This is a genomic window from Sulfurihydrogenibium azorense Az-Fu1 (assembly GCF_000021545.1).
Lineage (GTDB): Bacteria > Aquificota > Aquificia > Aquificales > Hydrogenothermaceae > Sulfurihydrogenibium > Sulfurihydrogenibium azorense.
The window spans coordinates 92,460-105,703 of sequence record NC_012438.1; the positions used below are offsets into that span (position 1 = coordinate 92,460).

Genomic DNA, 13,244 nt, shown 5'->3' on the forward strand with positions numbered 1-13,244 from the left:
CCTCAGATAAAGTGTAGTATCAGTAAAAACAAAACAATCAATACGTTTAATCCTAAAACTATATAAAAATTGAAAAATCTTTTTAAGGTTAAAGTTGTATGAAAAAGTATAAGTCCGTAAAGTAACATGGGAAAGATGTAAACGTGAGTAAAATAAGCATCTCTTCTATCTAAAATGTTAAAAAACATATTTCCAATAATCCTTGGTTTTTCAATCCAGTAGCCCGTTATTGCTTCTACAACAAATACAACATATAAAACAATTGCAACAGTTAAGGACAACTTCCTTTTCACTTTTCTTTACCGCAAGCAGAACCTAAATTACAAGCACCACATTTACCTTTGTTTATATCACTTTTTACCTTCTTAAAAATGTAGTACCCTGACCAAGCAACTATAATGCCTAAAACCAAGTAAGTTAAAATATCCATAACAAAACCTCCATTTAACCAAATAAATTATCTAAAATCATCATTACAACAAAACCAAGCATCAGTCCAAAAGTAGCCTGTGTTTCAAAACCTTTTTTATGAGTTTGAGGAATCATCTCTTTACTAACAACAAAAAGCATAGCCCCAGCTGCAAAAGAAAGTCCTATTGGTAGGATATAATGGGATATAGAAAAAAGTAAAACCGCAACAACTCCACCTATAGGCTCTACTACTGCAGTTAAAAAAGTTATTAAAAATATATCTTTCTTTGAAAAGTTGTTTAAATATAAAGCCAAAGCTACAGCTAATCCTTCTGGAATGTTTTGAATACCAATACCCGTTGCAAGGGATATACCTTTCCCTAAATCTCCTGTTAAAAATCCAAGAGATGATGACATTCCTTCTGGAAAGTTGTGGATTGTAATTGCAAGTACAAAAAGCCACATCTTTTTTAAGGTTTTACTGTCAGAGTTTTGATATATCCTTATAAAGTAATCTTCTGGAATAAATCTATCAGCAATTAAAAATACAACTGCACCTGTAAGTAATCCAATAGAAACTATAAAAATTGCTAAATGTTTTTCAAATATACTGTTTGCCATCTCTATAGCTGGAGCAAGTAGAGAAAAAAATGAAGCAGACAGCATAATCCCACCACTAAACCCTAAAAGAATATCCTGCATAACAGGAGATACCTTCTTACCTAAAAATACAGGTAAAACACCTAAAACTGTAGCTAAACCTGCTAAAAAGCTTCCAGCAATAGCTACTACTGTTGTTTCCATTATAGTAATTTTTTAATATTTTCTTCTATCTTCTTAATATCTCTTGCTGTAGTCATTATGTCTACAATATTACCGTTTTTGTCAATAAATACCAGATATGGAACGTCTACTTTTTCAATAGAGTATCCTTTTATAGAATCACTACCAGCAAGCCATACAGGCATATCAATAGGAATAAATTTTTTTGCTTCTTGGACTTCCTTTGGATTAGAGACACTAAGTAAAGGAGCTATAAAAATAACCTTATCTTTATACTTTTTATACAACTGATTTATTTTTGGTAATACTTTATACGTGTCTACATCTCCTATAGCCCAGTATACTATTACAGCTGGCTTACCCTTTCCAATATACTCAGACGCCTTAACTACCTTGCCACTTTCATCTTTTCCATAAAAGTCAACAAATTTTTTACCTATTAAGTCTTGAGGATTGGCAAAAGACAATCCTACCAAAAGCAACACAACAGAAGCAAATTTTTTAAACATATCAAAACCTCCTTATTAGTAATCATTATTAATTATACTTCTAAATTTTTTAAAGACTATATTTTATCTCATATACTTCTTATTAAATTGATTTTAAATTTATTTTTAAATCTATGCAGGAGGAGTGTTATGGAAAACAAAACAGCTTTAACAAGAGAAGAAGTTCTAAAAGCGTTAGAGGATTTAGAAGGTTGGCAGTTAGAGTTTAAATGTATTACAAGAAGGTTTTATATAGAGGACTGGGCTAAAATAACAGCATTCTTAAAGGAAGTAGCAAACGCAATAGAAAAAACAAACCATCATCCAGATATTATTTTCCACACCGCAACAAAAACCATTACAATCTCAACTACAACCCATAGTCATGGAGGTATTACCCAAGCAGATATTGATTTAGCTAAAGCTTTAAATCAATCCCTTGAAAAAATCTTAGGTTAGTATATACTAACCTTATGGTATAATTTTGTTCAATGAAAAGTGGAGGAAAAAGATGAAAATAGCCTTACCTATAAAACCACAAAAAGATGAGTATTTAGTATCACCAGCTTTTGGAAAAGCAAAGTTCTTTCTTATCTACGATACACAGTCTCAAGATGTTAAAATAGTAGAAAACGAGCATTTAAGTGGAAGGGATGTTGTAAACATTCTCTCAAAAGAAAAGGTTGAAATAGTGATAACAAACCACTTAGGTGGTGGAGCTTACCAGCATATGATAAATTGTGGAATAAAACCTTATTACACAGAATCTAAAAATGTACCTTACAAAGAAGTGATTAATCAGTTTTTAGAAGGGAAACTAAGAGAGTTTCAACCTATAGATTTTATGCTTATGCCACATGTAGATAAAAAGTAAGAGGGATAACGATGAAAAAAGTAGTAGTTCTTGGTGGTGGGATAGGAGGTATTGAAGCTGCTATCTTTTTAAGAAAGTATAAATTTGATGTAGAGGTTATCTCTGATAGAGATTACTTTTACATCTATCCAATATCAATCTGGATTCCCACAAAAGAAAAGAAGTTTCAAGATGTTATCATACCTATAAAAGACCTTGCAAATGCGCATGGATTTAAATTCACTCAAGACAAGGTTTTAAAAGTAGATAGAGATAGTTTTACTTTAGAGAAAGCTGGTGAGAGAAAAGACTTTGATTATTTGGTAGTTGCCTTAGGTCAGGATAAGTTAAAACACAAGGGTATTGAGTACACTTACTCTATATGTGGAAATCCCAATGAAACTCTTAAATATGCAGAGAAGTTAGACCAACTTGTTAAAAAAGGACATGGAAAACTTGCCTTTGGCTTTGGTGGTAATCCAAAAGCAAAAGAAGCTGTTAGAGGTGGTCCTGTTTTTGAGCTTCTATTTAACGTTGACTACTATCTTAGAAAATTAAAAATAAGAGAAAACTTTGAGCTTATATTCTTTGCTCCTATGCCAAAACCAGGAGAAAGATTAGGAGAAAATGCTTTAAAAATGATGGATATGATGTTTAAAAAGTTAAATATAAAATCTTACACAGGAAAAAAGATAACAGAGTTTACCCAAGACGGTATATTATTAGAAGATGGAACAAAGATAGAGTCTGATTTAACTTGTTTTGTGCCTGCTGGTGATGGTCATCCTGCTGTAAAATCTGGCAACCTTCCTCAAACAGAAGCAGGATTTATAGTAGTAGAGCTTACAAACCAAGTAAAAGGTGTTGAAAACGTCTACGCTGTAGGAGACAGCTGTAGTCTTGAAGGTCCTGACTGGAAGGCAAAACAAGGTCATTTAGCAGAAGTAATGGCAAGGAATACAGCGTACAACATAGCCTTAAAAGAAGGATTAGAAAAAGGTAATCCAAAAACTTACATAGAACATATTAACATCCTATGTCTTATGGATATGGGGAATGGTGGAGGTCTTGCCTACAGAGACAATAAAAGGGCTCTACTATTACCACTTCCTATAATAGGGCATTGGATGAAGAAAGGCTGGGGACTATACTACAAACTCTCTAAATTAGGAAAAATCCCAAGACTCCCAGGAATGTAGATTTAGATTAATTGCATTGTTAGAAATTTGCTATCTATTTTTTTTTATATTTTCTGCTAAAATTATCTAATTAAACCATCTTTTTTGGAGTTGTTAAGTGAAGATAACAGATTTTTTCTCTTTAGAAGATTTTAGTAAGACCATACCTTTTACTGCACTTGGGGCAAGGGTTTGTTATAACGATGGAGATTTACAGTCTTTGTTAAACGACCCAAGGGTTGTAGATAAACAGACAAGGGCTAACTTTTTGTCAAAACTTGGAAACTATAAACACTTTTCTGTTTTCTCCCATTCTTTTGTATACAAAAAAGTCGGAGAGTTAAACGCTTTAAAGATAGCTGCAACAAAATTTAAATCTCACTACAACCCCAAATATCCAGATGTTATAGGAGTAAGTCTCAGACACTACCTCGAGGAGCTGTTGGAAATAGACCCACAGCAGTATTTAAAAGCTTTTGAGAAGATAGCAGAGTTTGATGTACCTATAAACCCACTTGGAACTGTAGAAAATGTTTCTTTAATAGGTCTTATAACAGAGTATGACGGCTACGCCGTGTTTTTTATAGACAACGTAAGCAGAACTCTAACCCATCAGTTAGTCAGACATACAGCTCTAAACTTTTCTCAAAGAAGTCAAAGGTATGTAAGGGAAGAAGAAAATTACTGTATCATTCCCCCATCAGTAAAAGAGAACGATAAAACTGTAGATTTAAAAACTGTAGAGAATATAAAAGACTTGTTTGACGAGATTTTAGACATAATAAAAAAATCTGTAGACAATACAAGTCAAACAGTAAAAGACAGTATTGAGATTTTAGACAAAAGAGTAAACAATATAAGACTATCAAAAACTATGACTGCTCATGAAATGGCATTAGTTTATGATGAATTATCACAGCTTATATACGACCTTTTTGTCCATTACTTTAAAATAAAAAGAGAAGATGCAAGATTTTTCCTACCAAACGGAAGAAGAACTACTATAGTGGTATCTGGAACGTTGAGCTGGATAAGAGACTTCATACAAAAAAGAAATACTCCCCACGCCCAGTGGGAGATAAGGAGTTTAGCATACAAGATGCAACAGCTTTTGGAAGAACAAGGTGCTTTCTAAAAAGTTAAAATTCTACAGTAGATTTAAAGAGATAACTCTACAACTTTCAAAACTTGGAATATACAACATTTACGAGTATTTTAAAGTTTTATTTGGTATAGAGGTTGACCCTTCTTTAAAACCTCAAAAGATACGCCAAACCCTTGAGTATTTAGGACCTTCCTTTATAAAACTTGGTCAGATACTCAGTATAAGACCAGATTTAATACCTCAGTCTGTGATAATTGAACTTATTAAACTTCAAGATAAAGTACAACCAATACCATTTGACCAAATAAAACCGATTATAGAAAATGAGATTAACAAACCCTTAGAAGAAGTTTTCCAGTATATAGACCCAAATCCGATAGGGTCAGCTTCTATAGCACAGGTTTACTATGGTGTTTTAAAATCCGGAGAAAAAGTTGCTGTAAAGGTAAAAAGACCGGGTTTAGAAGATTTAATATCTCTTGATGCAGAGATATTTTTAAAAATAATCTCATTTTTAGAAAAACACTCAAAAACAGTAAAAGACCTTGATTTAAAGTCTGTAATATACCAGTACAAATACACAACACTAAGGGAAGCTAACTTTGAGATAGAAGCATCTAACATAAGAACTTTTAGAAAAAACTTTGAGAACTACAATAAGAATTTTTACATTCCTAAGTACTACCCACAGTACTCTACAAAAAACTTACTTGTTTTAGAGTTTATAGAAGGTTATAAACTATCTCAGTTAGACCAAATTAATATCTCTAGGAAACATTTAGCTGAAGTTATTACAGATGCTTACTACAAAATGGTGTTTAAAGATGGGTTTTACCACGCAGACCCTCATCCTGGAAACTTTATCATTAAATCTGATGGAACAGTTGTTTTACTTGATTACGGAATGGTTGGTAATATATCAGGAGAAAAAAGGAAGCTCCTTTACGAACATATATTTGCAGTGGTAAACAAAAACACAGAACTGGCTATGAACTTTTACGAAGGAATGGGAATGATAACTCCTAAAACAGATTTAGACAAACTTGAAAGTTTTGTAGAAACATTTATAGAAAAGTATTACAATAAGACCTTATCAAACATAAATCTAAAAGAGATGGTTTTAGAGATTATTGACCTCATGAGAGAATGTAATTTAAAACTGCCTACCTCTTTAGCATACCTTGGAAAATCAGCAATAGGTCTTGATGGAGTGATAAGAAACCTTGACCCATCCTTTAATCCAACTGAAAGACTATCCAAGTTTTTAACTAAGTCAGTAGTAGAGTATACAAGAGAAAAATTTAATGAAATATTAAAGATTTTTGACTTCTACTACAACTTAGCCTTTAAGTTAGATAGGATAATTAAACTTTTAAACATAGAAAGACTAACCCTTAGAATTCTGTTTAAAGATTTAGAGGAGCTACAGAACTTTTACAAAAGTCAAGTTTCAAAGATAGCATTATCTATAATTTTTGCGGCATTTTTAATATCTTCTGGTTTATTTTCAATGGCAGGAGATTTTAAGACTTCTAAGATTTTAATGTATCTGTCTTTCTTAACGTTTCTCTTTTTATTGTACAGATTAATCAGGTTTTAATAATCTAATCCTTTTTTGGCCTTTATGCCTTTTTGGTATGGGTGTTTAACTTCTTTCATCTCTGTTATTAAATCAGCTATATCTAACAACTCTTGTGGACAGTTTCTACCTGTAATTATAAAATCTTTGTGGGGAAATTTTTTTAATAAATCTATTACATCTTCAACTTTTAAAAGTCTAAAATAAATGGCTATACAAACTTCATCAAGAACTATTAAATCGCTATTTTCTATGTTTTCTCTTACAAATTCAAGACCTTCGTAAGCAAGCTTTTTATCAATCTCTTCAAGAGGTTTTACTCCGTATTTGACTAAATCGGGATTTTTTTCAAGCATATCCTTTGGTAAATAAAACCCTTTTCTACCGAAGCTTTTTAGAGTAATGTTTTCTAATTTTCTTAAAATCTTTGTTTCTGAAGTGATAGTTTCATCTTTCATAAATTGGATAAAAAGAACTTTCTCACCATTTCCCAAAGCTCTTATGGCTGTGCCTATTGCTGCTGTAGTTTTTCCTTTACCGTTTCCTGTAAAAATGTATATCATAAGCTACACGCACTCCATCCACAGTTAGGACAGATTTTACAACCTTCTTTAACTATAAGAGGAGTTCCACATTGGGGACATTTTTCAGATGCTGTTATATAATCTTCCTGAGTATAAAAAGAAGGTGTTATCTCTTTGTAGATAGTAGGACCTTTTACTTTTTCATCTTTTAAAGATGTCATAACTTTTCTTTCTTCTTTTTGTTCTTGTGGTACTGTATAAACTCCAGCTATAGATTTTTCTCTATAAACTGTGAGACCTTTACATCCAAGTTCATGGGCTAAAAGGTAAGTTTCTTTCATCTCTTCTATACTAACATCTTCTGGAAAATTTATTGTCTTAGATACCGAAGAATCTACCCATTTTTGTATTGATGCTAAAGCTTTTACGTGGTCTTTTCCAGAAATATCTTTTGCTGTTTTAAAAACATTTTTGTACCTTTGAGGTATGTAAGGTATATTTTTTATACTTCCATTGTTTCTAACAACATCTTTTATTAGGTTATCATCAAATAAACCTTCTCTTTCCATAAATTTTTCAAAGACAGGATTTACGTAATAAAAAGAACCGATTGTAACTTTCTTCTCATAAACTAGGCTGTAAACAGGTTCTATACCAGCAGAACATCCTGCTATCATACTTATAGACCCTGTCGGTGCTATTACAGTAGTGTATGCATTTCTTAGTCCATGATTTTTTATATCCTGAGAAACCTTTTCCCAATCAAAATGCCAAGATTCTTTCTCGTAAAATCCTCTAAATGGTAAATTTCCATTTTTATAAAAACTTTTGTTAAAGTATGGAAAAGAGCCTCTCTTTTTAGCTATTTCTATTGATTCTAATTTTGAGTAGTAGTTTATAAACTCCATTATCCTTTCCATAAAGTCAAGGCCTTCTTTACTATCGTAAGGTAGTTCCAGCTCAAAAAGAGTATCAGCAAGTCCCATTACACCTAAACCTATCTTTCTTGTTTTTAGTGTTCTTTCTTCTATTTTTTTAAGAGGATACTTGTTTATATCTAAAATGTTATCTAAAAATCTCACAGCTAATCTTACCGTTTTTTCTAAATCTTCCCAGTTAATCTTTACAACTCTCTTTTCTCCGTCGTACTCCTCCTCAACAAATGCCCATAGATTTATCGAACCTAAATCACAAGACTCGTTTGGATATAAGAGGACTTCTCCACAAGGGTTTGTAGATTCTATTTTTCCTAACGCTTTTAAAAAAGGATTGTATCTGTTTATGTTGTCATCAAAAAGTAGCCCTGGTTCTGCCGATTCCCAACCTTGATATACAATCAAATCAAAAAAATTTTTCGGGTTTATGTATTTTACTATTTGTTTGTTCCTTGGATTTATAAGAGGGTAAGGTTTATTTTCTTTGTAGTACTCCCAAAAATCCTCTTTTAAGAAAACAGATATGTTAAAGTTTGTAAGCTGTAAGTTGCCTTTTTTTGCAACTACAAATTTTTCTATATCTGGATGATCACTGTTTAGAATACCCATATTTGCACCGCGTCTAACACCACCTTGTTTTATTACATCTGTCATTTTGTCAAAGAGAGTCATAAAAGCTATAGGTCCAGAGCTAACTCCATGTGTTGATCTTACAAAATCACCTTCAGGTCTTAATGTAGAAAAGTTATAACCGCATCCTCCTCCTGATTGGAATATTATAGCTGCGTTTTTTAAAGTTTCCATTATAGATAAAAGAGAGTCTTCCATACCTAAAACAAAGCAAGCCATACCCATTCCAAGAGGATTACCAAAATTGACAAGGGCTGGTGTGTTTGGCATAAATTTACGACTTACCATGAGGTTATAGTATTCATCTACCTCTTTTTCGTAATCTTTAAACTCATCCTTTGTTAACATATTAAGTATTTCTGAAAAGTCTTTCTTCATTAATTTTTCTTTGTTCATTCTTTTATGAAGTCTTTCAAGGGCTTCTAAGTGGTATATGTTCAAAAAGTATTTTCCAATCCTTGCTTTTCCAAGGTAGTCCTGTATTTTTATCTTACTTTCTTTTTGTAAGGAAGATTTTTTAGAAAATACTCTTTCATCGTATAAAAGAGAAGGTAAAGTTACATGGATTGCAACTCTTTGAAAAAGTTGTTTAGGGCTTTCAACAACTCTTCCCGACTCATCTTTGTTTAGATACCTTGAAACTAAGACTCTTAAAGCGTTAATATCAAAAGCTTTATCTACTTCATCTATATAATCTTTATTTAAAATTTGCATTTTTTCTTTTCTTATCTGAGCTCTTTTTTCTCTATAAAGAATGTATGCTTTTGCTACTTTTGAAAGTCCTGCTTCTATTAATGTTTCTTCAACAATGTCTTGTACTTGTTCAACAGTTGGAATTTGATTAGAAGAGAGTTTACTTTCCAGTTTTTCTACAACTTTCTTAGCTAAAGATTCTGACAAACTTTTATCTTTTTCTCCTACTGCTTGCATAGCTTTCCATATTGCATTTGCTATTTTTGAAATATCAAAATCTACAACTCTTCCGTCTCTTTTTATAATCTTTTCAATCATAAAACCACCCCTTTTAAAAGTATAAGTCTATTTTGTAAAGATTGCAATTATGATAAAAATCATTTTAATTTTGATTGTTTTATTTGAGAATAAATCTCAATTTATTTTGGGAGGTAGATGTTATGGCAGTTAAAGATTTAATTAGTAAAATAGATTTGATAACAAAAGATTTTATAGTTGCTATAGAGTCGGTTGACTCTCAAAAGAGAGTTGAACTTTTTAAAACTTACTATGAAACCCTAAAGGTTTTAGAGGAACTACAGGTCAGCCATTATTCGAAGAAAAAAAATTAAAATAGTATGTTGTAGTCTTTTTTTATAAGATACTTTCTCCTATAGTAAATAGCTTCTTTTAACTTTTTTCTATCTACAATTTTTAAGTTTTTTATATCTGAGATGGCTTTTTTTGTATAGAGTTTTTTCTCTTCTTCTGAAAGGTTTTGCCATATTTTTTTATAAATCTCTTCTGAGATGTAAAACTTCCTTAAGTTTTTATCTAAAATGTTTAGTATTTCTTTATCAACTTTCAATCTAAACTTTCTTGTAATTATATCTAAATCATCTTCAGGGTGTTCGAGTGTTATAGAGTTTTCGTAGGCTTTAAGTGGTTGTTTTTCTTCACTTTGCTCTACTTCTTTTGCAATAGATACAAGTAAGGCTTGAGGTCTTTTTGATTTTTTTAAGGGATAGAGTTCTTTAAAGCGTTCTAAAAATAGCTTTACTTTTTCGTATCCATGCTCATTTATTAATACTTCTAAAACTTGAGACTCTGATGCAGAAAGACTTAACGGGTCTTTACCTACAATACTTAAGTATATACTGACTATTTCATCAAACTTATCGTTTTCCATCTGTAAAAAATCTCCGCCGAGTTTTCCAAGGTTGATGTATATTTTAACGCTTCATTTAGACTTTTTCCAACTGCAAAACTGCCATGAGACCTAACCACAGATACAACATAACCTTTTTTAAATATTTCTGCCAAACTTTCTGCCAGCTCCATCGATGCAGAGGGTTTACTAACTATACATGTAGGAACTTTTTTTATAAAGAGTTGTCCTTCTATGTCTATAGGCTCAAACTCATCTAAAAAATAAGCCAGTGTGGTAGCTGTTATTGGATGGGCGTGAACTATTGCTGATATTTCAGGATTTTTTTTGTAGATTTCTCTATGAACTATAAGCTCTATAGAAGCTTCTTTATCTTGTGGTGTTTCTTGAAAAATAGGTAGTTTTATTATATCTTCTTCTTTTAAAAAGCCTGCCATTCTTCCAGTTTTAGTTATGTAAATGTAATCTCCATCTCTTACACTTAAATTTCCACCATGAGATGAAACAAGTCTAAGTTGGTGTAAAACCATTCCTGTAAACTGCATCTGCTTTATAATCTCATTCAAAGTTTGACTCCTAAGACTGATATTTTATACTCTTTTGCTTTTTTTATAAACTCATCTTTGTTTAATAGGTAAGTTTTTCCGGATTCTACAGCTAAAACTTTTGCTTTTGCTTTTTTCATACTTTCTAAGGTTTTAACACCTACAACAGGTACATCGTATCTCATATCTTGATTTTTACGTGCTGCTTTACACACAACAGTTCCTTCTCCACCTAACTCTCCACCTCTTAGTATACACTTATCTGTTCCTTCTACCCCTTCAACTGCTATCACAACACCGTCCTTTACAATAACAGTCTGTCCAATATCAAGGTCTGCAACTTCTTTTGCTATCTTCATTCCAAATACTATATCTTTTTTTATATTCTCATCTTCTATGGGATTTACCAAAAATCCTTCCTCTACTAAAAGGGAAGATAAGAAAGGAGTAGGGTCTATAAACTCAAATCCTTCTTTTTCAAGTTCGTTTATTATGGAATGAAGAATTGATTTTGCTCTTTTGTCTTTTAGTGAAAATAAAAAATTCTTTGCCCTTTCATCAAACTTATGAAGGTGAAAAAGTATAGATTTATGTTCTATCTTCCCAAGCATTACTAAATTTTTAACTTTTTCTTTTTTTAGAGTGTCTATTATTTTTTGTGCTTCTGTGAAAGAAAACCAGTATGTTTTTCCATACTTTTCTAACTCTTTACTTGCAGAGGATTTTATGGCTATTATAGTTAAGTCTTGATTTTTTTCAAAAGCTGATTTTGCAAAGGTTAGTGGTAAGTCTCCCCAGCCTGCGATAAGTCCGATTTTATCACTCTTCATCTGCAAGTAGTAATTTTCTTTTTGATGCGTCTGGAGCTATTCCTCTTTTTGTTGTTTTTACAAAGTTTAAAAGGTTTTCTACTTCTGGAGTTTTTGGAAGCTTTTCTTCTACTATCTTTATACCTTCTGTTATTGTGGGAGAGGTTCTAAACAAGATTCTATAGGCTTCTTTTATTATTTTAATCTGGTCTTGGGAAAATCCTCTTCTCTTTAGTCCAACTAAGTTAAGTCCGTAAAGTAGAGCATGATTTTTTGAGGCTCTTGTATAGGGTGGTATATCTTTATCTACTGCGGAAGCTCCACCAACCATTGCATAATCCCCAATTCTACAAAACTGGTGGATTGGAGTTAGTCCTCCTACAAAGACATAGTTTCCTATTTTAACATGTCCTGCCAGTGTTACACAGTTTGCTAAAATTGTATCGTGTCCTACTTTACAGTCGTGGGCAATGTGAACGTAAGCCATAAGATAACAGTTATCACCTATCTTTGTTATTCCATCATCAAAAGATGTTCCTCTGTGAACTGTACAGTACTCTCTTAAGACTGTGTTGTTCCCTATCTCTACGTAAGAGATTTCTCCTTTAAAGCCAAGGTGTTGAGGAATGTTTCCTATTACTGTACCTTCGTATATCTGACAGTTTGAACCTATTTTTGTGTAGTTTTTTATCTTTACTGATGAGTGAATAACTGTGTTATCCCCTATCTCAACTTCATCTTCAATAATAGAAAAAGGGCCAACTTTAACGTTGACCCCTAATTTTGCTTTTTTACTTACTATTGCTGATGGATGTATCTCTACCATAAAGCTCCTTTACGCTAAGAGGGCTTTTAAAACTTCTTTTGGTTGAACTCCTACTCTTGTATCAACAACTCTTCCGTTTTTGAATACCATTATTGTAGGTATTGCTCTTATTCCATACTTCATTGCAAGGTTTGGATTTTCGTCTGTGTTTACTTTAACTACTTTTGCTCTTCCTTCCATTTCTTCTGCTATCTCTTCAACTATTGGTGCTATTAGTCTGCAAGGTCCACACCAAGGTGCCCAAAAGTCAACTAAAACTGGTACATCAGAATTCAAAACTTCTTGTTCGAAGTTTGATTCGTTAACTGATATTACTTTGCCTGCCATACTAATCCTCCTGTATTAAATTTTTGTATAAATCTAAAACTCTCTTGTCCTTAATATAATAACACACAATTGAACCTTCTCGCTTGTATCCTAAGATTCCTCTGTTTCTAAGTATTGAAAGGTGTTGAGATACGTTTGGTTGAGGAAGGTCAAGAGCTTCCCATATATGTTTTACACACTTTTTACCACTTGCAAGGTATCCTATTATCTTTAATCTGGCTGGATGGGCTAAAGCTTTTAAAAGTTCGGCTGTATCTTCTAAAAACTGTTCATCTTGCCATTTTTCATTTTCTATAATGTCTTGGTCTTTAAGCATGTTACACCTACTTATTAAGGATATATTAAGGATATTAGAATATATTATAATTATATTTTTTTATAAAAGCAATAAGGCAGGTTTAAGCCTGCCTT

General features: G+C 32.1%; 18 protein-coding genes. 6 read left to right on the plus strand and 12 right to left on the minus strand.

The window, feature by feature from the left end:
- Positions 1 to 2: 2 nt before the first annotated feature.
- The 4 genes from SULAZ_RS00510 to SULAZ_RS00520 are packed head-to-tail and all read right to left on the minus strand — an operon-like array spanning position 3 to position 1,703.
- Positions 3 to 281, minus strand: a complete 279-nt coding sequence (locus SULAZ_RS00510; protein WP_228357448.1) for a hypothetical protein — start codon at positions 279 to 281, stop codon at positions 3 to 5.
- A gap of 8 nt (positions 282 to 289) precedes the next feature.
- Complete coding sequence (locus SULAZ_RS08970; RefSeq protein ID WP_012673486.1) at positions 290 to 430, minus strand: hypothetical protein; 141 nt, start codon at positions 428 to 430, stop codon at positions 290 to 292.
- A gap of 14 nt (positions 431 to 444) precedes the next feature.
- Complete coding sequence (locus SULAZ_RS00515) at positions 445 to 1,215, minus strand: ZIP family metal transporter (RefSeq protein ID WP_012674638.1); 771 nt, start codon at positions 1,213 to 1,215, stop codon at positions 445 to 447.
- Positions 1,215 to 1,703 carry a TlpA family protein disulfide reductase gene (locus SULAZ_RS00520; protein ID WP_012673715.1) on the minus strand — a complete coding sequence of 163 codons (489 nt, stop codon included), beginning with the start codon at positions 1,701 to 1,703 and terminating at the stop codon, positions 1,215 to 1,217. The genes SULAZ_RS00515 and SULAZ_RS00520 overlap by 1 nt, the downstream gene beginning before the upstream one ends.
- Positions 1,704 to 1,832: 129 nt before the next feature.
- On the opposite strand from SULAZ_RS00520, the gene SULAZ_RS00525 reads away from it, so the two are divergent.
- The 5 genes from SULAZ_RS00525 to SULAZ_RS00545 all read left to right on the plus strand — a co-directional run bounded on the left by SULAZ_RS00525 (position 1,833) and on the right by SULAZ_RS00545 (position 6,418).
- Complete coding sequence (locus SULAZ_RS00525; RefSeq protein ID WP_012674945.1) at positions 1,833 to 2,141, plus strand: 4a-hydroxytetrahydrobiopterin dehydratase; 309 nt, start codon at positions 1,833 to 1,835, stop codon at positions 2,139 to 2,141.
- Between the two features lie 52 nt (positions 2,142 to 2,193).
- Positions 2,194 to 2,556 (plus strand): NifB/NifX family molybdenum-iron cluster-binding protein, encoded by a 363-nt coding sequence (locus SULAZ_RS00530; protein WP_012674061.1) that lies wholly within the window; start codon positions 2,194 to 2,196, stop codon positions 2,554 to 2,556.
- Between the two features lie 11 nt (positions 2,557 to 2,567).
- Positions 2,568 to 3,734, plus strand: coding sequence for an NAD(P)/FAD-dependent oxidoreductase (locus tag SULAZ_RS00535; RefSeq protein WP_012673430.1), 1,167 nt, complete (start codon positions 2,568 to 2,570; stop codon positions 3,732 to 3,734).
- 97 nt (positions 3,735 to 3,831) lie between these two features.
- Positions 3,832 to 4,848, plus strand: coding sequence for an FAD-dependent thymidylate synthase (thyX, locus tag SULAZ_RS00540; RefSeq protein WP_012674360.1), 1,017 nt, complete (start codon positions 3,832 to 3,834; stop codon positions 4,846 to 4,848).
- A complete protein-coding gene (locus SULAZ_RS00545; RefSeq protein WP_012674584.1) occupies positions 4,838 to 6,418 on the plus strand; it encodes an ABC1 kinase family protein in 1,581 nt (526 codons plus the stop codon). The genes thyX and SULAZ_RS00545 overlap by 11 nt, the downstream gene beginning before the upstream one ends.
- Here the strand turns inward: SULAZ_RS00545 and SULAZ_RS00550 are convergent.
- Positions 6,415 to 6,960 carry a cob(I)yrinic acid a,c-diamide adenosyltransferase gene (locus SULAZ_RS00550; RefSeq protein WP_012673862.1) on the minus strand — a complete coding sequence of 182 codons (546 nt, stop codon included), beginning with the start codon at positions 6,958 to 6,960 and terminating at the stop codon, positions 6,415 to 6,417. The genes SULAZ_RS00545 and SULAZ_RS00550 overlap by 4 nt on opposite strands.
- The gene (locus SULAZ_RS00555) at positions 6,957 to 9,497 is read right to left on the minus strand and encodes an adenosylcobalamin-dependent ribonucleoside-diphosphate reductase (protein WP_012673984.1); all 2,541 of its coding nucleotides are present in this window, start codon (positions 9,495 to 9,497) and stop codon (positions 6,957 to 6,959) included. The genes SULAZ_RS00550 and SULAZ_RS00555 overlap by 4 nt, the downstream gene beginning before the upstream one ends.
- A 122-nt stretch (positions 9,498 to 9,619) precedes the next feature.
- On the opposite strand from SULAZ_RS00555, the gene SULAZ_RS08975 reads away from it, so the two are divergent.
- Positions 9,620 to 9,790, plus strand: coding sequence for a hypothetical protein (locus SULAZ_RS08975; RefSeq protein WP_012674155.1), 171 nt, complete (start codon positions 9,620 to 9,622; stop codon positions 9,788 to 9,790).
- Here the strand turns inward: SULAZ_RS08975 and SULAZ_RS00560 are convergent.
- The 6 genes from SULAZ_RS00560 to SULAZ_RS00585 are packed head-to-tail and all read right to left on the minus strand — an operon-like array spanning position 9,787 to position 13,149.
- Positions 9,787 to 10,347, minus strand: coding sequence for a hypothetical protein (locus tag SULAZ_RS00560; protein ID WP_012674760.1), 561 nt, complete (start codon positions 10,345 to 10,347; stop codon positions 9,787 to 9,789). The genes SULAZ_RS08975 and SULAZ_RS00560 overlap by 4 nt on opposite strands.
- Complete coding sequence (locus tag SULAZ_RS00565; RefSeq protein ID WP_012674748.1) at positions 10,320 to 10,892, minus strand: class II aldolase/adducin family protein; 573 nt, start codon at positions 10,890 to 10,892, stop codon at positions 10,320 to 10,322. Before SULAZ_RS00565 ends, SULAZ_RS00560 begins: the two co-directional genes overlap by 28 nt.
- On the minus strand, positions 10,889 to 11,701 hold the full coding sequence (locus tag SULAZ_RS00570; protein WP_012674549.1) for an LpxI family protein: 813 nt from the start codon (positions 11,699 to 11,701) through the stop codon (positions 10,889 to 10,891). The genes SULAZ_RS00565 and SULAZ_RS00570 overlap by 4 nt, the downstream gene beginning before the upstream one ends.
- A complete protein-coding gene (gene lpxA / locus SULAZ_RS00575) occupies positions 11,691 to 12,506 on the minus strand; it encodes an acyl-ACP--UDP-N-acetylglucosamine O-acyltransferase (RefSeq protein WP_012673512.1) in 816 nt (271 codons plus the stop codon). The genes SULAZ_RS00570 and lpxA overlap by 11 nt, the downstream gene beginning before the upstream one ends.
- A 9-nt stretch (positions 12,507 to 12,515) precedes the next feature.
- Positions 12,516 to 12,833: a thioredoxin gene (gene trxA / locus SULAZ_RS00580; protein ID WP_012673462.1), complete on the minus strand. Its 318-nt coding sequence runs from the start codon at positions 12,831 to 12,833 to the stop codon at positions 12,516 to 12,518.
- Between the two features lies 1 nt (position 12,834).
- Complete coding sequence (locus tag SULAZ_RS00585) at positions 12,835 to 13,149, minus strand: ArsR/SmtB family transcription factor (RefSeq protein ID WP_012674636.1); 315 nt, start codon at positions 13,147 to 13,149, stop codon at positions 12,835 to 12,837.
- Between the last annotated feature and the right edge of the window lie 95 nt (positions 13,150 to 13,244).